The following is a 19881-nucleotide window of genomic DNA, read 5'->3' as shown; positions in this document are numbered from 1 at the left end:
CCTCAGAGCCCGTTACGAGGCGAAGCACTGATCAGGAACGGAAGCGCTTCAGTCAACGGCACATCCTGCTTGTCTTCATCGCGGCGGCCCTTGTACTCCAGAGTTTCCGCAGCCAGGCCGCGCTCGGATACCACGAAGCGGTGGGGAATACCGATCAGCTCCATGTCCGCAAACTTCACTCCGGGCCGCTCATTGCGGTCATCCAGCAGCACGTCAAAGCCGGCCTGGCGCAGCTGTTCGTAAAGCTTTTCACCCGCCTCCATCACGGCCGGTGACTTGTGGGCGTTCAACGTGACAATGGCGACTTCGAACGGGGCAATCGCTTCCGGCCAGATGATGCCTTTGTCATCGTGGTTCTGCTCAATGGAAGCGGCCACAATTCGCGACACACCAATGCCGTAACATCCCATTTCCAGAATGGCGCTCTTGCCGTTTTCATCGAGCACTGTGGCGTTCAAAGCCTTGCTGTACTTGTTGCCCAGCTTGAAAATATGACCCACCTCGATACCCCGGCGGATTTCCAGGGTGCCTTTGCCGTCGGGGCTGGGGTCGCCCTCCAGCACATTGCGAAGGTCTTCCACCCGTGGCAGGGGAACATCACGCTCCCAGTTTACGCCGGTCAGGTGGTAGCCCTCTTTGTTGGCGCCACAGACGAAATCGGCAAGATGGGCTGCACTCCGGTCCACAATCACTGGTACCGACAGGTTCACCGGCCCGATAGAGCCGGCCTTGCAGCCAGCGGCCTGCTCGATTTCCTCGTCGGTCGCCATGGTCAGCGGCTCGGCAACACCTTCAAGCTGCTCGGCTTTGATATCGTTGAGGGTGTGGTCACCACGCAGGACCAGGGCTACCAGGCCGCCATCGCCATTGTCGTCCTCTTCAGCTTTGACCATCAGCGTCTTGACCGTGGCGCTGGCGTCGACATTGAGGAAACCGGCAACGGCTTCAATGGTGCGCTGGTCCGGCGTCGCTACTTCCTTCAGTTCCTGCGAGGGCGCCGGCCGGTCGCCGGCGGGCGCGATGGCCTCTGCCTTCTCGATATTGGCCGCGTAGTCGCTGTCAGTGCTGAAAACAATAGCGTCTTCGCCGGACGAGGCCAGCACATGGAACTCGTGGGAGGCGCTGCCACCGATGGCGCCGGAATCTGCTTCCACCGGGCGGTAATCCATGCCCAGACGATCAAAAATGGCGCAATAGGTGCGGTGCATCACCTGGTAGGTGTCGTTCAGCGATTCTGCATTCACATGGAAAGAGTAGGCGTCCTTCATGATGAATTCCCTGGCGCGCATCACGCCAAAACGGGGTCGCCGTTCATCGCGGAACTTGGTCTGGATCTGATAGAAATTCGCTGGCAGTTCCTTGTAGCTGTTGAGCTCATTGCGGATCAGGTCCGTGATCACCTCTTCGTGGGTGGGCCCGAAGCAGAACTCACGGCCATGGCGGTCATTCATCCGCAGCAATTCACCACCGTACTGCTCCCAACGACCGGACTCCTGCCAGAGTTCGGCGGGCTGCACGGCAGGCATCAATACTTCCTGGGCGCCGCTCTTGTCCATTTCCTCCCGCACGATACGCTCAACCTTGCGTAGCACCCTGAGCCCCATTGGCAGCCAGGAGTACAGGCCAGCGGCCAGTTTGCGGATCATCCCCGCCCGGAGCATCATCTGGTGGCTGATGATTTCGGCATCTGCAGGCGTTTCTTTCTGGGTGGCAATCAGGTAACGGCTTGCTCGCATGGTGTTATCCGTAAACAGTTGAAAAGGGATTCTTTATTAATTACGTGGTGGCCGCTATTGTACGGAGCGTTTACCACAAGGTACAGATGGACATCGGGAGAGTAGTGCATGACCCTTACCGCGGCCGAAGTTGAAGCTGTCATACGCGCCGGCGTGCCCATGGCAGAGGATATCGGTTTTACTGTCGAGGAGGCCGGCGGCCAGGGCTATGCCCGCACCCGGCTGCTGTTCTCGGAGCGGCTGATTCGCCCGGGGGGAACCCTGTCCGGGCCGGTGCAGATGGCGTTGGCGGATGCGTCCATGTATGCCGCCGTAATGGCGGCTCTCGGGAAGGTGGAAATGGCCGTTACCAGCAACCTGTCCATTAATTTCCTGCATAAGCCGGCGCCGGCCGATCTGATCGGCGAGGCTACCGTTTTACGCATGGGAAGGCGGATTGCGTTCTGTGACGTTCGGCTGCTGTCCGGGGAGGGGGATGACCAGCAACTGGTCGCCCACGTTACTGGCAGCTATGCTTTACCCTATAACGGCGACTGATGAGGGGATATGACTGAAGAATCCATCGATGTAACACCCCGCCGCCAGCCAGTGCAGGCACGAAGCCGGGAACGGGTTGAAAGTATTCTCAGGCACGCCGCGGCGATCTTTCACGAGGTCGGTGTGGACGCCACCAGCATGTCTGCCATTGCGCGTCAGTCAGGTATGTCTCTGGCCTCTCTCTATCGCTACTTCCCCAACAAGACTGCCATTGTAAAGGCCATTGCAGAAGACCATGTCAGCAGGATGGAGTCCGCCTTACGGGACCGGCTTGAAACCCTGGATCTTATGGATGCGGTGGATGTGCTGATTGACCAGTTCTACGAATTCTACCGGACCGAGCCGGCGTACTCCGCTATCTGGAGTGGTGTGGAGTCCATACCGGAATTGCGGGAGCTGGATATCCGCGAGCTGTACAGCCATGCCCGCGATATGGATGCCCGTCTCAAGAGGGAGTGCCCCCATGTTCCGGAAAACCGGCGCTGGACGGCATGCCTTATGCTGCCTCGCACTGCCGGTACCGTTCTGCGACTTGCAGCCACACTGCCGGAGCAGCAGGCCCGTTCGATGGTGAGCGAACTCAAAAGTATGGCCCGCGCCTATCTGGCGGAGTTGGTCCGGTAGCGTTTCAGGAAAGATACCCCAGTGGCAGTGCCGTACTGTCGATCACCCGTCTGAGCACAAAACTGGAGTGCACGCCGCTCACCCCCTGAATGCGGGTGATGCGATTGAGCAGGAAGTGGTGATAGTGGTCCATGTCCGGTACCACAACCTTCAGCATATAATCGGCATCCTGGCCGGTAATCAGATAGCACTCCTGTACTTCCGGATATTCGCCCACCTGTTTCTCGAAGGCAGCGAAGCGCTCGGGCGTATGTCGGTCCATGCCAATCAGGATGATCGCGGTTAACGACAGCCCCAGCTTTTTATGGTCGAGAATGGTGACCTGGCGGACAATAACCCCTGCCTCCTCCAGCGCACGAACCCGTCGCAGGCAGGGGGAGGGCGAGAGACCGACCTTGTCCGCCAGTTCCTGGTTGGTCAGGGAGCCGTCCTGCTGCAACTGTTCGAGGATGTTTCGGTCAATCCTGTCGATTTTGACAAGTGATTTCGCCGTGGTTGACATAAAATGCCGTTCCCGTTGCTAAAAATGGAATAATATAGCTATTATTCCGCTTCCATCGTCAAAAAAGCAATCATTTTCCCCAAATCACGCGTTATCCTGTTTCACAGTCATCAGTTTCCAGTCAGAACAGCAAGGAATCACCTCAAATGGCCTTTGATCACCGTAAATACGTTGCGTTCACGCCAGTGGCGAAAACCGATCGTCGCTGGCCCGATAAAGTCATCACCCGTGCTCCGCGCTTTTGTGCCGTGGACCTTCGGGATGGCAACCAGGCGCTGGTAAAGCCCATGTCGGTGGCCCAGAAGCAACGGATGTTCGAGTTGCTGGTGAAGCTGGGATTCAAGGAAATCGAGATCGGCTTTCCGGCCGCAAGCCAGCCCGATTTCGATTTCTGCCGCAAGCTTATCGAAGAGGACAGGATCCCCGGCGACGTTCACATTCAGGTGCTGACCCAGGCCAGGCCAGAGCTGATTGCACGCACCTATGAAGCCCTGAAAGGCGCCCGCAAGGCCATTGTGCATGTCTACAATTCAACATCCACGGTCCAGCGGGAACAGGTGTTTGGCATGGACCGGGCCGGCGTCAGGGATATTGCTGTTAACGGTGCCCGTTTGGTCAAGGCTCACGCGGAACAATATCCGGATACCGAATGGACCTTCCAGTATTCACCTGAGAGCTTTACCGGCACAGAACTGGACTATGCGGCGGAAGTGATTGATGCCGTCAATGATGTCTGGCGTCCCGACCAGGGCCAGCCGGTGGTGATCAACCTCCCGGCGACCGTGGAAATGGCCACCCCAAACGTGTTTGCCGACCAGATCGAGTGGATCTGCGACCATGTCCGCTATCGGGAGCACATCAGTATCAGTGTTCACACTCACAATGATCGCGGCTGTGGAGTAGCCGCAGCGGAGCTGGCCGTCATGGCCGGGGCTGATCGGGTGGAAGGTACACTGATGGGCAACGGTGAACGCACGGGCAATATGGACCTGGTGACCATGGCCATGAACCTCTACTCCCAGGGCGTGGACCCTACCGTAGACCTTTCATGCATGGCAGAGATTACCGATGTGGTGGAAGCCTGTACCGAAATTTCCACCCATCCACGACACCCCTATGCGGGTGAACTTGTCTTCACCGCTTTTTCCGGCAGTCACCAGGATGCGATCCGCAAGTGTTTGAGCAAGCGCAAGGACGGAGACCCCTGGCACGTGGCTTATCTGCCGATTGACCCAAGGGATCTCGGCCGCCGTTATGAGGAGGTCGTCCGCATCAACAGCCAGTCCGGCAAAGGTGGGGTTGCCTACGTTCTTGAGCGGGACTACAACATCAGCTTGCCACGCTGGTTGCAGATTGAGTTCAGTAAGCTGGTTCAGCGCGAGGCGGAAACCAACGGTGGGGAGATCGACTCGTTGACCATTCACAGGCTGTTCGAGGACCGGTACCTGAAGGTCATTGGCGCCTGGGAACTGAGGTCCTACGACCTTCATCGTGATGACGAGGGCGTTAATGCTACCGTCAGCATTGGTGCCGTAGACGATTCTGTCACCCTTGAGGGGCACGGGCTTGGTGCCGTGGAGGCGGTTTCAGCAGCCCTTGAGGCCGAATATGGTGTGTCGCTGGCGGTTGAGGCTTACGATGAGTTCGCACTGGGTGAGGGCACCAACGCCAATGCGCTGGCCTGCATCCGGGTGACCGTTAACGGCCAGCACTGCAGCGCGGCGGCCCTGGCGGAGGACACCACGTCCGCAACCCTCCAGGCGCTGTTTTCAGCGGTTGCCCAGGTGGTGGGCCAGGATCGCAAGCACAGCGTTGGTAGCGAAGAGAGCGTCGAAGAAGGCGCCTGACAAAGAAAAAGCCGGCACTGGCCGGCTTTTCATGTTCCCTGTGCCCGTGAGGGGCATAGGGCGGGGTCACGTAAACCTCAGACCGGGGTTACGTTTTCCGCCTGGGGGCCTTTCGGTCCCTGCGTAACGGTAAACTGCACCTGCTGGCCTTCGGTCAGGGTGCGGAATCCGCTGGAGTTGATTGCACTGTAGTGAACGAATACGTCACTGCCACCGTCCTGGGCGATGAAGCCAAAGCCCTTTGACTCGTTAAACCACTTTACGTGGCCTGTTTTTGTATCATCTGACATTGATCTTTCCTGTGTTTCCGAGATTTTTGCCCTCACGGGACCGTCGGTGCTCTTTTAGGGTTATCCGGTGGGATGATCCCGTAAGATTACCGATGCTGTAAAAATCCAGAAAGTACTGAGGAAAGGGGCAACGAAGAGCACTGCGGCAGGCCGTTGAAACGCATTCACAAAATACCGCTGTATTTTCACAGCATTTTCAGTATAGACCGAGCTGGGAGTCCGTCAACGCTTTTTTTAGTACTTTATTCAAGTTTATTAAGCCGCAAAAACAACAAGTTGTAATAAGCTTGTCACCTGACCGAAGCTTTGCTGGTTGATAGGCTCCGGTTGGGGACGACGCTCGGCCATAGCGGCTTTTCTCACTGCTTGAATTGCTGGCTGATCTCTTCCAGTATCGCCGGATCATCAATGGTGCTGGGCACAGCGTATTCCTCACCGTCGGCAATCTGGCGGATAACCCGGCGCAGAATCTTGCCGGACCGTGTTTTGGGGAGGCGATCCACCACCAGGGCCCGGCGGAAACAGGCTATGGCACCAATCTTCTCGCGAACCATCTCGATCAATTCGTCTTCAAGCTCATCGTGATCGATGGTTGCTCCGTCCTTGATCAGCACCAGGCCAATGGGAATCTGGCCTTTCATTTCATCGTGAGCACCCACAACACAGCATTCGGCAATCGCGGGATGTGAGGCAACAACTTCTTCCATTTCGCCGGTTGAAAGCCGGTGCCCGGCCACATTGATGACATCGTCGGTCCGCCCCATGACAAACACATAGCCGTCGTCATCGATATAGCCGCCGTCTCCTGAACTGTAGAAGCCCTGAATGGGTTCAAGGTAGGTCTTGCGGAAGCGGGCATCATCGCCCCACACGGTGGTCATGCAGCCCGGTGGCAATGGCAACCTGACGGCAATCTGGCCCTGCTCGCCGGCTGGAACCTGGCTGCCCTCCATATCCACGACCTGAACGTTGTATCCGGGTGAGGGCACCGTGGCAGATCCCGGTTTTGTCTCCATCATCTCGATGCCCACCGGATTGCAGCAGATGGCCCAGCCGGTTTCTGTCTGCCACCAGTGGTCGAGGATAGGCAGGCCGGTGTGCTCCTTGAGCCATTCGTAAGTGGGAGGGTCCAGCCGTTCTCCGGCCAGGAAAATACGCTTCAGCGAGCTGATGTCGTATCGCGACAGCTGATCGGCTTCGGGGTCTTCTTTTCGAACCGCGCGGAAGGCTGTGGGTGCCGTGAACAGCAGTTTGACGTCATGGTCCTGGACAACTCGCCAGAAAGCGCCGGCATCCGGTGTTTTTACCGGCTTGCCTTCATAAAGGATCGTCGTGCACCCGGCGAACAGGGGCGCATAAACAATGTAGCTGTGGCCGACCACCCAGCCTACATCCGAGGCCGCCCAGTAAACGTCACCCGGGCTGGCATCATAAACCAGCTGCATACTGTAACGCAGGGCAACGGCATGGCCGCCGTTATCGCGGACAACCCCTTTGGGCTTGCCGGTGGTGCCGGAAGTGTAGAGGATATACAGCGGGTCGGTAGCCTTCACCGGTACCGGGTCGACCGGGTTGGCCTGGGCCATGAGCTCGCTCCAGTCGAAATCCCGGCCGTTCTTCAGTTCGGCTTGCACCTGCGGCCGCTGGAAAATAATGCAGCATTCCGGTTTGTGATCCGCCTGGTCTATTGCCTTGTCGACGAGGGGCTTGTACTCGATAACCTTTTTCACTTCGATACCGCAGGACGCGGTAATCACAGCCTTGGGCGTGGCATCGTTGATGCGCACAGCCAGTTCGTGGGCGGCAAAGCCTCCAAACACCACCGAATGGATGGCGCCAATGCGCGCGCAGCCCAGCATGGCAATCACGGCTTCCGGCACCATGGGCATGTAGATGATTACCCGGTCACCCTTGGTGACGCCCCGGTCCTGAAGCACGCCGGCAAAGGTGGCCACGGCCCGGGTAAGTTCGTTATAGGTGTAGGACTGGGTGGAGCCGGTAACGGGGGAATCATAAACCAGTGCTTTCTGCTCGCCGCGACCTGCACGGATGTTGGCATCAAGAGCGACATCCGAGGTGTTCAGGACGCCGTCCGGGAACCACTGGCCATGTCCGTTATCGGTTGGTTTCCAGATGGTCTTGGGCGGCTCAATCCAGTCAATGGCAGACGCTTTTTCGCGCCAGAATTCCTCAGGCCGGTCGATGGATTGCCTGAATTCGGAATGGTAGTCCATAACATCCACCTCGTAGAGTTGTTGTTGTGTGGGGCATATCACTCAACTGTAAGCGCTTTGAGGTGCAGGACTACTAGACCATAGGCTAAGTTTCTGTCTTTTTGGCGGTTATTGGTCTTCGGAATTGACTGAAATCACATTTGCCTCGAGGCGGCCACTCGCTACCCGGGCTGTTATCTTTTCGCCCGGCCGGACCCGGCTGGCATGGCGGACAATATCGCCGTTCTCCTGCTGGACGATCGCATAGCCCCGGCCGAGGGTAGCAAGGGGGCTGACCACGTGGAGGGTCTGGCCCACATGCTCAAGACGCTCGCGCCGACGCAGGATGGTTTCTTTCGACACCCGGACCAGTCGATCAGCAAGCTGTCTGACGCTGGCCTGGCTGTCGCTGAGGCGTCTGGCCGGCGATTGCATGCCCAGGCGCTGGTCAAGGTGGGTGGCTCTGACCCTGTCCCGCTCAATCCTTTGTCTCATGGCCGTATTCAGCCGCAGGTCCAGTTCATCCATGCGCTGGGCTTTTTCCATCAGTTCCCGGCGCGGGTCACGTAGCCGGGCCGAAAGATGCTCCAGACGGGTCGACATGCGCTTGAGGGCGCGACTGGCAGCGCCGGCCAGCCGCAGTTCTCGCTCCCTGAGCTGGCGCAGCCAGTCGTGCTGATCCGGTGATACTTTTTCGGCCGCGGCTGACGGGGTCGGCGTGCGCAGATCTGCCACAAAATCGGCAATCGTGACATCCACTTCGTGGCCTACCGCGCTAATGGTGGGTAGCGGGCATTGTGCTATCGCACGAGCCACGGCTTCCTCATTGAAGCACCAGAGATCTTCCAGTGAGCCGCCCCCACGGCCAATAATCAGAACATCAGCAACGCCATGACGAACTGCCCGGTCAATGGCGCGAACGATGTCTGCGGTGGCCGCTTTTCCCTGGACCGCTGTCGGGTAGAGGGTGACCGGTATGGCGGGGCAGCGCCTCGCGAGCACGGTGAGAATATCGTGGATGGCCGCACCGGTTGGCGAGGTGACCACACCTATGTGGCGGGGTGTGGGTGGCAGCGGTTTCTTGCGCGCCGCATCAAACAGCCCTTCGAGTTGCAGTTTCCGTTTCAGTTCCTCGAAAGCCTGTTGCAGTGCCCCCAGGCCGGCCGGCTCGATGTGCTCCACAATAATCTGGAAGTCACCCCGGTTCTCATAGAGGGTAACCTTGCCACGGATGCGCACCTGTTCGCCTTCTTTCGGAACTTCCTTAACACGTTGGTTGAAGCCCCGGAACATGGCACAGCGGATCTGGCACTTGCGGTCCTTGAGGGAAAAATACCAGTGGCCGGAGGAAGGGCGTGAGAGGCCTGACAGTTCGCCCTCGACCCAGACCTGCATGAAACTGGCCTCAAGCAGGTGTCGCGCCTGGTGATTCAGTTCGCTGACACTCAGTGCCCTGGGCCGGGAATCCTGAAAACCGCTGTCCAAGGGAGGCGCTCCGTGTTGATGCATACGCACAAGCCGAAAATGGAGGGTAAAAATAACGAAAATTCAAAAAGATGCAACCCGGTGGTCAAATAACGCCGGTTTACTGTCAACCACGGCCCATTTATAATAGGTCGATTAAGGATTTTGCTTTGTTGCACCCTGCCGGGAGTGGCATCGCAATCCTCCAATCTAGCACGTTCAAAAGGCGGATCCCAATGCTGCGAATTGCCGAAGAAGCCCTCACCTTTGACGATGTACTGCTCGTTCCAGGACGTTCAGAGGTTCTTCCTCATCAGGTCAACCTGCAGACGCAACTGACCAAAGGTATCAAGCTTAATATTCCTCTGGTGTCGGCGGCCATGGATACCGTTACCGAGGCGGATCTGGCTATCTCCATGGCGCAGGAGGGCGGCATCGGCATCATGCATAAAAGCATGTCGGTAGAGCAACAGGCCGCAGCGGTCCGTAAGGTGAAGAAATTCGAAAGCGGTGTGGTGAAGGATCCGATCACGGTAACCCCGGATACCACCGTTCGCGAACTGGTTGATATTACCATGGCGAACAACATTTCCGGTCTGCCGGTCGTGGACGGCCGTGACCTGGTGGGCATCGTGACCGGCCGGGACATTCGTTTTGAAAGTCGCCTGGATACGCCGGTTTCCGAGATAATGACAGGAAAGGACAAGCTGGTAACCGTCAAGGAAGGGGCGGACCTCGAAGATGTCAAGGAACTGCTCCACCGCCACCGCATCGAAAAAGTTCTGGTGGTCAACGATGAGTTCGAGTTAAGAGGTCTGATCACCGTAAAGGATATCCAGAAAGCCAAGGACTACCCGCTGGCGTGTAAGGATGATCAGGGTCGTCTCCGTGCCGGCGCAGCGGTAGGAACCGGTGCTGATACCGACGCCCGGGTGGCTGCACTGGTTGAGGCCGGCGTTGATGTGATCGTGGTGGATACTGCCCACGGTCATTCCAAAGGGGTGCTTGACCGTGTCCGGTGGATCAAGTCCAACTATCCGGATGTGCAGGTAATCGGTGGTAATATTGCCACGTCCCAGGCGGCCATTGACCTGGCGGAGGCCGGTGCTGACGCAGTCAAGGTGGGTATTGGTCCCGGCTCCATCTGCACCACCCGTATCGTTGCCGGCATCGGTGTTCCCCAGATCACCGCCGTATCCAACGTAGCGGCGGCACTGAAAGACCGTGGCATACCGGTGATCGCCGATGGCGGTGTCCGTTTCTCCGGTGATATTTCCAAGGCTATTGCCGCCGGAGCCTACAGCGTCATGATCGGCAGCCTGCTGGCCGGAACTGATGAAGCACCGGGTGAAGTAGAGCTTTACCAGGGTCGCAGCTACAAGGCCTACCGCGGTATGGGCTCAATCGGCGCCATGGGGCAGGGCTCCAGTGACAGGTACTTCCAGGACGCCAGCAAGGGTATTGAGAAGCTGGTGCCAGAAGGTATTGAAGGCCGTGTGGCCTGCAAGGGCCCCATGCGGAACATCGTCCATCAGCTTATGGGTGGCCTGCGGGCGTCCATGGGGTATACGGGATGCGCTACCATGGAGCAGATGCGAACCAAACCAGAGTTTGTTCGCATAACAAACGCGGGCATGCGCGAGAGCCACGTCCACGACGTGACCATCACCAAGGAAGCCCCCAATTACCGTATCGGCTGATTATTGTCGTTCCAGGCGCGGCCAGGGGTATGAGCCGCGCTTTTTCTTTCTGATCCGAGGATTTCATGGCCCACAATATCCACGACCACCGCATTCTGATTCTCGATTTCGGCTCCCAGTACACCCAGCTCATCGCACGTCGCGTTCGGGAGATCGGTGTCTATTGTGAGATCAAGGCCTTCGATATCACCGATCAGGAACTCAGCGATTTCAATCCCAAGGGCATCATCCTGGCCGGCGGCCCCGAGTCTGTCACCAAGCTGGGTGGACCCCGGGCGCCGGAAGGGCTGTTCGGGAAAGGCATCCCGGTGCTTGGTATCTGCTACGGCATGCAAACCATGGCCGAGCAGCTTGGTGGCCGGGTGGCCAGCTCCGAGAAGCGGGAGTTCGGCTATGCCCAGGTAAAGGTGCGTGCCAAGGGGCCTTTACTCCAGGATATTACCGACCACCTGACCGCTACCGGCGACTCCCTGCTGGATGTGTGGATGAGCCATGGTGACAAGGTTGTGGTCATGCCCGAGGGCTTCGAACTGCTGGCATCAACAGAAAGTGCGCCGATTGCCGCCATGCAGGATCTCAGCCGTAATCTCTACGGCGTCCAGTTTCACCCGGAAGTGACCCATACCCTGCAGGGCAAGCGCATCCTCGAACACTTTGTGCTCAATATCTGCCAGTGTGAGGCGCTCTGGACGCCGGCCAAGATTGTGGATGACGCCGTTGAGCAAATTCGCAAACAGGTCGGTGAAGACAAGGTGCTGCTCGGGCTTTCCGGTGGTGTTGACTCCTCGGTTACGGCAGCGCTGCTGCACAAGGCCATTGGCGATCAGTTAACCTGCGTATTCGTGGACAATGGCCTGCTGCGCCTTCATGAGGGCGACCAGGTAATGGATATGTTCGCCAGTAACATGGGCGTCAAGGTTATCCGCGTGGACGCAGAAGACCTGTTCCTGTCCAAGCTCAAGGGTGTAGATGACCCGGAAAAGAAGCGCAAGATCATTGGCAACACCTTTATCGACGTCTTTGACGAAGAAGCTGCCAATATCCGTGATGTAAACTGGCTGGCCCAGGGCACCATCTACCCGGATGTGATCGAGTCTGCGGCGTCCAAGACCGGTAATGCCCATGTCATCAAATCCCACCATAATGTGGGCGGCCTGCCGGAAACCATGAAGATGAAACTGGTGGAACCGCTGCGCGAGCTTTTCAAAGATGAGGTTCGTCGTATCGGGCTAGAGCTTGGCCTGCCATATGACATGGTGTATCGCCACCCCTTCCCGGGGCCGGGCCTGGGCGTGCGGATTCTGGGTGAGGTGAAGAAAGAATATGCCGAAATCCTCCGTCGGGCAGATGCCATCTTCCTGGAGGAACTGCATCGTGCCGACTTCTACCACAAGACCAGCCAGGCCTTTGCGGTTTTCCTGCCGGTCAAGTCCGTCGGTGTCGTTGGCGATGCGCGCCGATACGAATACGTGATTGCGTTGCGGGCAGTGGAAACCATTGATTTCATGACAGCCCGCTGGGCGCACCTGCCCTACGAGCTGCTTGAAACCGTGTCCAACCGCATTATCAATGAGATCGAGGGCGTGTCCCGGGTAACCTACGACGTATCGTCCAAGCCGCCTGCCACCATCGAGTGGGAGTAAGCATGCCTCATTCCCCATGTTGAGTCCTGACCGGCTGCGCTTCGTGCTCAGCCGCATCAAGGAGCGTTTGTGGGTCAGGCCACTGATGCTTTGCGTGCTTTCTGTTGGTGGTACATTCGTCGCCAGGCTGGCCGACGACGCCGGTCTTTCGGGGGTATTACCCGGGGTCACTCCGGAGTCTGTTGAGACCCTGCTGTCCATCATGGCGTCCAGTATGCTGGTTATTGCGACGTTTGCCGTAGGCTCCATGGTGGCTGCCTATGCCTCCGCCAGCACCGGTGGGACACCTCGTTCCATTCCGCTGGTCATCGCCGATGATGTAACCCAGAACGCATTGTCTGCTTTTATTGGCGCCTTCATCTTCAGTATTGTTTCCCTGATCGCTGTTCAGAACAGTTTCTTTGGCTCGGCGGGCCTTTTTGCGATATTCGTGCTTACACTTCTGGTGTTCGCCGTTGTTATCGTCACCTTCGTTCGCTGGGTGGACAGAATCGCCCGGCTGGGCCAGGTGGTGAACACCATAGAGAAAGCTGAAACGGCAGCCGGTGACGCACTGGATCGTCGCCGGTATGCGCCAACGTTGGGCGCATTGGCGGTTACGACGCATTCCGCCGGGGAAGGTAGCGTTCCCGTACTGTCTTCAACGGTTGGCTATGTCCAGCATATTGATGTGGATACCTTGCAGTCTTGCGCTGAAGAGCTGAATTGTCGCGTGAGCGTGGCAGCATTGCCTGGTAAATTTGTGAGTACATGTTGCCCGCTGCTTCATGTTTATGGGGATGTGGAAAAGCGTAAAGCCTTCAGGCCGGATGCTTTTGCTGGTGCTTTTACGATCAGTTCAAACCGAGCCTTTGAAGATGATCCCCGCTTCGGACTCCTCGCATTGTCCGAGATTGCCGACAAGGCTCTGTCACCGGGCATCAATGACCCGGGAACCGCGATCAATGTTATTGGAACACTGGTACGACTGTTTACGCGCTGGCAGTCTCCGCTTGAGAAGGGCTGCTTGCGGGAAATCACCTATGACCGGGTTTTGGTACCGGAACTGGTCATCGACGACCTGTTTGACGATGCCTTTACGGCTATCGCCCGTGACGGCGCGGGTATGGTCGAGGTTTCCATTCGGCTGCAGAAAGCGTTTTGCGCGTTGGCCGAAACAGGCGGTCCGGAGATGGCTGCCGCTGCAAAAAAGCATTCCCGCATGGCAGTGGCACGTTCGGAGCGTGCTATGTCACTTCAGGACGATATCGAGGCTGTGCGCCGAGCCGCAGAGTTTTCGGCTTCGTAAGACTCGCCCCGACGTGGTGAGAAAACGGCATCGCTTGCACGACAATGCCAGTCAGGGGAAAATCACCGCCGATTCGGAACAGGCGGTAAACGATGGCGTGTAAGGGTGATGATGAGGCCTGGATGAGCCGGGCATTACAACTGGCTGGGCAGGCAGCGACTGCCGGAGAGGTTCCGGTGGGCGCTGTGGTGGTTCTTGACGGTAAAGAAATCGGTGCCGGGTTTAACGCGCCTATCAGCGGGTGTGACCCTACCGCCCACGCTGAAATCCGTGCGTTGCGCGATGCAGCCAGACGTGTCGGCAATTACCGGTTGCCGGGTGCCACGCTTTACGTCACCCTTGAGCCTTGTACCATGTGCGTGGGCGCTATCGTGCACAGTCGCGTCAGTCGTCTTGTTTATGGTGCTGCCGAGCCAAAAGCCGGTGCGGTGGAATCTACCCGGCAAACGCTTGAGGAGGAACACCTGAACTGGCGCGTTGAATCCGTTAGTGGCGTTCTGGCTCATCAGTGCAGTGGTATTATCAGTGATTTTTTCGCACGTCGGCGGGCCGATAATCGCCGCCGGAGGCAGTTAATTTCAGGGAAGGAGTGATTACCGATTATGAAAGTTCTGGTAACCGGCGGAGCCGGCTATATAGGCAGCCACGTAGTCAGGCAACTGGGCGAAGCTGGCCATGACATCGTCGTATTCGATAACCTGTCCACCGGCTATCGCTGGGCAGTCACCCATGGCGAACTGGTGGTGGGCGACCTGTCAGACGAGGCGGCCATCGCCGACCTTTTCGGCGAGCATCGCTTTGATGCTGTGCTGCATTTCGCCGCCAATATTATCGTGCCGGAATCGGTCGAGAACCCCCTCAAGTACTACAGCAATAACACCCGCAACACACTGAACCTGCTGAAAGCGGTTGACCAACACCGGGTTCCGTACATGGTGTTTTCCTCTACGGCGGCGGTCTATGGCATGCCGGAGCAAACCGTATTGACCGAGGACCTGCCCCTGGCTCCGATAAATCCCTACGGCGCATCCAAGATGATGAGTGAGCGGATGATCATGGACCTGGCGGCCGCGTCGTCCCTGAATTACGTTATTCTGCGCTACTTCAACGTGGCCGGCGCCAATCCGGACGGACTGCTGGGCCAGGCAACGCCAGAGGCTACCCATCTGATCAAGGTGGCCTGCGAATGTGTAACTGGTAAGCGGGACGGTATGAGCGTGTTCGGCACCGATTACGATACTCGAGACGGCACCTGCATCCGCGACTACATCCACGTGGAAGACCTGGCCAAGGCCCACGTGATGGCGCTGGATTACATGGCGAAAGGTGGCGAATCGCAGGTTCTGAACTGTGGCTATGGGCGTGGATTTACCGTACGCGAAGTTATTGACGTGGTGAAGCGCAAGTCGGGCAACGACTTTCCGGTGAAAGAAACTGGCCGCAGGGCAGGGGATCCAGCTGCGCTGATGGCGGATAATACGAGAATCAAACAGGTACTCGGTTGGCAACCAGATTACGACGATCTGGAAACCATCGTGGGAACAGCGCTGGCCTGGGAAAAGATCTGGCAAGACAAACAGAGCTGATACAGCTCTGTTCCGCTTCAAACTGAATTGCAAACGTCAGGGTTTTAACGAATGAAAATCACGATTTTTGGTACCGGTTATGTCGGTCTTGTGACCGGAGCCTGCCTCGCCGATGTGGGCCACCATGTTCTTTGCATGGATGTAGACCAGGGCAAGATCGAAAAGCTCAAGAATGGCCAGATCCCCATTTACGAACCGGGCCTTGAGTCCATCGTGAGGCATACCGTTGAGGCTGGTCGACTTGTCTTTACCACGGATACCGAAGAAGCCGTTGGCCATGGTGTTCTACAGTTCATTGCGGTGGGGACGCCACCGGATGAGGATGGATCGGCTGACCTTCAGTATGTGACCGCCGTGGCCAGATCCATCGGCCAGTACATGGATGATTACAAGGTGGTAGTGGACAAGTCCACCGTGCCCGTCGGCACCGGAGACAAGGTCAGGGACGCGGTGCGTTCGCAACTCGACAAGCGGGGCCTGGAGCTGGAGTTCGATGTGGTGTCCAATCCGGAATTCCTGAAAGAAGGGGCGGCGATCAACGATTTCATGAAGCCGGACCGAATCATTATTGGCACTGACAGTGAACGTGCCAAGGAACTGCTGCACGAGGTCTACTACCCGTTCAATCGTAGTCACGACCGCATGATCTTCATGGATATCCGTTCCGCAGAGCTGACCAAATACGCCGCCAACTCCATGCTGGCCACCAAGATCAGCTTTATGAATGAGATTGCCAACCTTGCTGAACGGCTTGGTGCGGACATCGAGAACGTTCGCCGCGGCATCGGCTCCGACCCGCGCATTGGCTATCACTTCATCTATCCCGGTTGCGGTTACGGCGGCTCCTGTTTCCCGAAAGACGTCCAGGCCCTGGCCCGCACTGCGAGGGACTGTGACTACGACTCGCGGCTGCTGAATGCGGTTGAGGCCGTCAATAACGCCCAGAAGCATGTCCTGTTTGACAAGATCAGCCACTATTTTAACGGCAACCTCAAAGGCAAGGTGGTGGCTCTCTGGGGGCTGGCCTTCAAACCCAATACCGATGATATGCGTGAAGCCTCCGCCCGCACCCTGATGGAAGCGCTCTGGAGTGCCGGCGCTATTGTCCAGGCTTTTGATCCGGAAGCAATGGAGGAAACCCAGCGCATCTACGGGGATCAGCCCGGGCTGACTCTCTGCGGTACCAAGGAACAGGCCCTTAAAGGTGCCGATGTGCTGACAATCTGCACCGAGTGGAAGGAATTCCGGTCACCGGACTTCAAATCAATCGCGGCCGCTCTCAACGAGCCCGTGGTGTTCGATGGCCGTAATCTGTACGAACCCGATATGCTGGAGCGCCATGGCTTGATCTATTACGCCATAGGCCGCGGCAGGAACCAGTTCCACGTAGGTTGATATGACAGTGACCAGGCAGTCATTTGTACTCCATGAGCGCCTTGCGGCTGACACTGTCAGCCTCGGGCAAAGCCGGTTGTGTGAAATACGGCTGATGAGCGACAGCAACTGGCCGTGGATACTTCTGGTGCCCCGTGTACCCGGCGTCCGGGAGATTTATCAATTGGCGAAGGAACAGCAACTGCAGTTGCTGGAAGAATCGTCCCTGCTTGGGGAGGGCATGATGGAATTGTTCACCGGTGACAAGCTCAATGTCGCCGCACTGGGCAACATGGTGCCGCAGCTGCACATCCATCACATCGTACGTCACGAAGGTGATCCGGCCTGGCCCGGGCCTGTATGGGGCAAGTTACCTCCCGCCCGCTACAGCGACGATGCTCTGGCGGAGTTAACGAAGCGACTGGAACCGCTGCTGGAGCGACTTTCCCGGTAACCGGGCTAAGACTTCGACTTGTGCCGCGCGATAGTTCGGGAGCCTACCAGTACCATCCGTAGCTGGGTTTTCAGCTTTACTTTCAGTGCTTCCTTCTCCGACGCCGTTGCATCCAGTGCGTCCGCACCCTGGTTAAACACCAGAGTCACCATGGCTTCCGCCACCAGTTTCGGATCAGAAAGTGGCTTGCTCTGCTCATCGGCAATGCGGGCCAGGTCCGCCGCCAGTTCGGTTACAAAGTGATCGATTTCTGCCCTGATCGCCGTGCGGAATGATTCCGAAACCCCCGTGCTTTCACGTAACATCAGGCGCAACAGATTGGAGTTGTTGCCCAGATACTCCATGAAGGTCTCCACCGATGTGCTGATGGCACTGCCATTGCGGGCAATCCGTTTGCGGGCCTGGCGCATCAGCTGGCGCAGGGCAACGCCGCCTTCATCCACCAGAGCAAGCCCCAGTTCGTCCAGCTCGGCAAAGTGCCGGTAGAAAGAGGTGGGCGCTATTCCGGCCTCCCTTGCCACTTCCCGCAGGCTCAGGCTGCCAAAGCCGCGATCGGCGCTCAACTGGGCGAGGGCGGCATCCATCAGGGCGCGGCGGGTGCGTAGTTTCTGTTCGGCTCGGGCTGACAAGGGCTGCTCCAAAGGCTGGTAAATCGGCTCAGTGTAGCGACGAAAAGTTTTACCGTCACCCAATGCGTCGGAAGCCTGATTTTCATCGTCATTGTGTTTATAATGGGCCGCTTTTGCAGTAGGGTCCGCCAGAACCATTTTTTGCAAACTTTTACGCACACATCAGATACAACGGGAACCGGTATGCGCAGTCATTATTGCGGTGGAATCAACGAATCTCACATTGATCAGGAAGTCACACTTTGCGGTTGGGTTCACCGTCGCCGCGACCACGGTGGGGTCATCTTTCTGGATCTTCGTGACCGGGATGGCATCTCCCAGGTTGTGTTCGACCCGGATACCCCTGAAAGCTTTTCCCTGGCGGAGAAGGTCCGCAGTGAATTCGTAATCCAGGTGACCGGCCGAGTGCGCCGTCGCCCTGCCGGTACCGAAAATGCCAACATGCCCACCGGGCAGGTGGAATTGCTGGGCAAGCAGTTGTCCATTCTGAACGCCGCCGCCACGCCGCCGTTCCCGTTGGATGAACATGTGGATGTAGGTGAGGATGTCCGCCTGAAGTACCGTTTTGTGGACCTGCGTCGCCCGGAAATGCTGAACCGCCTGCGTTTCCGCTCACGCGTGACCAGTTATATCCGTAACTTCCTCGACAGTAACGGCTTCATGGATGTGGAAACCCCGATCCTCACCCGTGCAACTCCGGAAGGCGCCCGTGATTACCTCGTACCCAGCCGGACGCACGAAGGGTCTTTCTTCGCGCTGCCGCAGTCACCACAGCTGTTCAAGCAGTTGCTGATGGTCTCCGGTGTTGACCGCTATTACCAGATCGCCAAATGTTTCCGTGATGAGGACCTTCGCGCCGATCGCCAGCCGGAGTTCACCCAGGTGGATGTAGAAGCCTCGTTTATCGACGAGGAAATCCTGATGACCCTTAACGAGAACATGATTCGTTCTCTGTTCAAGGACGTTCTGGAAGTGGAGCTGCCTGATTTCCCGCGCATGCCATACTCCGAAGCCATGCAGCGTTACGGCAGCGACAAGCCGGACCTCCGTATCCCGCTGGAGCTGGTGGATGTGGGTGACCTGGTCGCCGGTGTGGATTTCAAGGTGTTTGCCGGCCCTGCCAACGACCCCAAGGGCCGCGTGGCTGCCCTGCGTGTTCCCAGAGGCGGAGAGCTGACCCGCAAGCAGATCGACGACTACACCAGGTTTGTGGGTATCTATGGCGCCAAGGGCCTGGCCTACATCAAGGTCAACGACCTGTCCAGGGGCGTGGAAGGCCTGCAGTCACCGATTATCAAGTTCCTGGGTGATGATATCGCCCTGGCCGTGATCGAACGCGCGGGTGCCGAGGATGGCGATATCGTGTTCTTTGGTGCGGACAGGACAAACATTGTCAATGAAGCTCTCGGTGCACTGCGCATCAAGGTGGGCCACGACCTGAACATGCTGACCTGCGAATGGGCGCCCCTGTGGGTCGTGGATTTCCCGATGTTCGAGGAGACACCGGACGGCGGCCTGACCGCGATCCACCATCCATTTACTGCGCCCTCTTGCTCTGCAGACGAGCTGGAGGTTTCACCGGCCACGGCGCTATCCCGCGCTTACGACATGGTGTTGAATGGCACCGAGCTCGGCGGCGGCTCCATCCGTATTCATGACGAAAAAATGCAGGAGAGCGTGTTCCGCACCCTGGGTATTGGTGATGAGGAAGCCCGCGCCAAGTTCGGTTTCCTGCTGGATGCCCTCAAGTATGGTTGCCCGCCCCACGGTGGTCTGGCCTTTGGTCTGGATCGGCTGATCATGCTGATGACCGGCGCCAGCTCCATCCGGGACGTCATTGCCTTCCCGAAAACCCAGAGCGCTACCTGTCTGATGACTCAGGCACCCGGGGAGGTCGACGACAAGCAGTTGCGTGAGCTGCATATTCGTCGTCGCAAGCCCGCTGTGAAGCCCGGTGAGGGGAACGCAGAACCTGCGGGCAACGAGTAAGTAAC

Annotated in this window: 17 protein-coding genes; 11 read left to right on the top strand and 6 right to left on the bottom strand. The window is 57.7% G+C overall.

The features are described from left to right. Positions 1 to 2: 2 nt before the first annotated feature. Positions 3 to 1736: a proline--tRNA ligase gene (locus ABJM11_RS21870; protein WP_348295472.1), complete on the bottom strand. Its 1734-nt coding sequence runs from the start codon at positions 1734 to 1736 to the stop codon at positions 3 to 5. 108 nt (positions 1737 to 1844) lie between these two features. On the opposite strand from ABJM11_RS21870, the gene ABJM11_RS21865 reads away from it, so the two are divergent. Together ABJM11_RS21865 and ABJM11_RS21860 are read left to right on the top strand one after the other, a co-directional pair. Then, a complete protein-coding gene (locus tag ABJM11_RS21865; protein ID WP_348295471.1) occupies positions 1845 to 2273 on the top strand; it encodes a PaaI family thioesterase in 429 nt (142 codons plus the stop codon). A 9-nt stretch (positions 2274 to 2282) separates the two neighbouring features. Next, positions 2283 to 2897 carry a TetR/AcrR family transcriptional regulator gene (locus tag ABJM11_RS21860; protein WP_348295470.1) on the top strand — a complete coding sequence of 205 codons (615 nt, stop codon included), beginning with the start codon at positions 2283 to 2285 and terminating at the stop codon, positions 2895 to 2897. A gap of 4 nt (positions 2898 to 2901) precedes the next feature. Here the strand turns inward: ABJM11_RS21860 and ABJM11_RS21855 are convergent, their stop codons facing one another. Beyond that, on the bottom strand, positions 2902 to 3399 hold the full coding sequence (locus ABJM11_RS21855) for an Lrp/AsnC family transcriptional regulator (protein ID WP_348295469.1): 498 nt from the start codon (positions 3397 to 3399) through the stop codon (positions 2902 to 2904). A gap of 146 nt (positions 3400 to 3545) precedes the next feature. Between ABJM11_RS21855 and leuA the strand changes: the two genes are divergently transcribed. Beyond that, positions 3546 to 5246, top strand: coding sequence for a 2-isopropylmalate synthase (gene leuA / locus ABJM11_RS21850; RefSeq protein ID WP_348295468.1), 1701 nt, complete (start codon positions 3546 to 3548; stop codon positions 5244 to 5246). 77 nt (positions 5247 to 5323) lie between these two features. Here the strand turns inward: leuA and ABJM11_RS21845 are convergent, their stop codons facing one another. The 3 genes from ABJM11_RS21845 to xseA form a co-directional block, all read right to left on the bottom strand. Next, entirely contained in the window at positions 5324 to 5536 is a 213-nt protein-coding gene (locus ABJM11_RS21845) for a cold-shock protein (protein WP_137434736.1), read from the bottom strand. Positions 5537 to 5895: 359 nt separating this feature from the next. Continuing rightward, a complete protein-coding gene (locus ABJM11_RS21840; RefSeq protein WP_348295467.1) occupies positions 5896 to 7770 on the bottom strand; it encodes a propionyl-CoA synthetase in 1875 nt (624 codons plus the stop codon). Between the two features lie 108 nt (positions 7771 to 7878). Then, positions 7879 to 9258: an exodeoxyribonuclease VII large subunit gene (xseA, locus tag ABJM11_RS21835; protein WP_348295466.1), complete on the bottom strand. Its 1380-nt coding sequence runs from the start codon at positions 9256 to 9258 to the stop codon at positions 7879 to 7881. A gap of 191 nt (positions 9259 to 9449) precedes the next feature. Here xseA and guaB point away from each other — a divergent pair, with 191 nt between their 5' ends. From guaB to ABJM11_RS21800, 7 genes are all read left to right on the top strand, one after another. Then, positions 9450 to 10913 (top strand): IMP dehydrogenase, encoded by a 1464-nt coding sequence (gene guaB / locus ABJM11_RS21830; RefSeq protein ID WP_348295465.1) that lies wholly within the window; start codon positions 9450 to 9452, stop codon positions 10911 to 10913. A 65-nt stretch (positions 10914 to 10978) separates the two neighbouring features. Then, positions 10979 to 12556 carry a glutamine-hydrolyzing GMP synthase gene (gene guaA, locus ABJM11_RS21825; RefSeq protein WP_348295464.1) on the top strand — a complete coding sequence of 526 codons (1578 nt, stop codon included), beginning with the start codon at positions 10979 to 10981 and terminating at the stop codon, positions 12554 to 12556. Positions 12557 to 12572: 16 nt separating this feature from the next. Then, positions 12573 to 13844: a DUF2254 domain-containing protein gene (locus tag ABJM11_RS21820; RefSeq protein WP_348295463.1), complete on the top strand. Its 1272-nt coding sequence runs from the start codon at positions 12573 to 12575 to the stop codon at positions 13842 to 13844. Positions 13845 to 13936: 92 nt separating this feature from the next. Beyond that, positions 13937 to 14437 carry a tRNA adenosine(34) deaminase TadA gene (gene tadA / locus ABJM11_RS21815; RefSeq protein ID WP_348295462.1) on the top strand — a complete coding sequence of 167 codons (501 nt, stop codon included), beginning with the start codon at positions 13937 to 13939 and terminating at the stop codon, positions 14435 to 14437. Between the two features lie 9 nt (positions 14438 to 14446). Beyond that, positions 14447 to 15430 carry a UDP-glucose 4-epimerase GalE gene (gene galE / locus ABJM11_RS21810; protein ID WP_348295461.1) on the top strand — a complete coding sequence of 328 codons (984 nt, stop codon included), beginning with the start codon at positions 14447 to 14449 and terminating at the stop codon, positions 15428 to 15430. 51 nt (positions 15431 to 15481) lie between these two features. Next, the gene (locus tag ABJM11_RS21805) at positions 15482 to 16825 is read left to right on the top strand and encodes a UDP-glucose/GDP-mannose dehydrogenase family protein (protein WP_348295460.1); all 1344 of its coding nucleotides are present in this window, start codon (positions 15482 to 15484) and stop codon (positions 16823 to 16825) included. A gap of 1 nt (position 16826) precedes the next feature. After that, positions 16827 to 17258, top strand: coding sequence for an HIT family protein (locus tag ABJM11_RS21800; RefSeq protein WP_348295459.1), 432 nt, complete (start codon positions 16827 to 16829; stop codon positions 17256 to 17258). 5 nt (positions 17259 to 17263) lie between these two features. Here the strand turns inward: ABJM11_RS21800 and fabR are convergent, their stop codons facing one another. Beyond that, positions 17264 to 17887 carry an HTH-type transcriptional repressor FabR gene (gene fabR, locus ABJM11_RS21795; protein WP_348295458.1) on the bottom strand — a complete coding sequence of 208 codons (624 nt, stop codon included), beginning with the start codon at positions 17885 to 17887 and terminating at the stop codon, positions 17264 to 17266. A gap of 183 nt (positions 17888 to 18070) precedes the next feature. On the opposite strand from fabR, the gene aspS reads away from it, so the two are divergent. Then, entirely contained in the window at positions 18071 to 19876 is a 1806-nt protein-coding gene (gene aspS / locus ABJM11_RS21790) for an aspartate--tRNA ligase (protein ID WP_348295457.1), read from the top strand. The last annotated feature ends 5 nt before the right edge of the window (positions 19877 to 19881 follow it).

This window comes from Marinobacter sp., from assembly GCF_039977835.1.
Classification (GTDB): Bacteria; Pseudomonadota; Gammaproteobacteria; order Pseudomonadales; family Oleiphilaceae; genus Marinobacter.
This window is presented reverse-complemented; position numbering and strand designations above follow the sequence as displayed.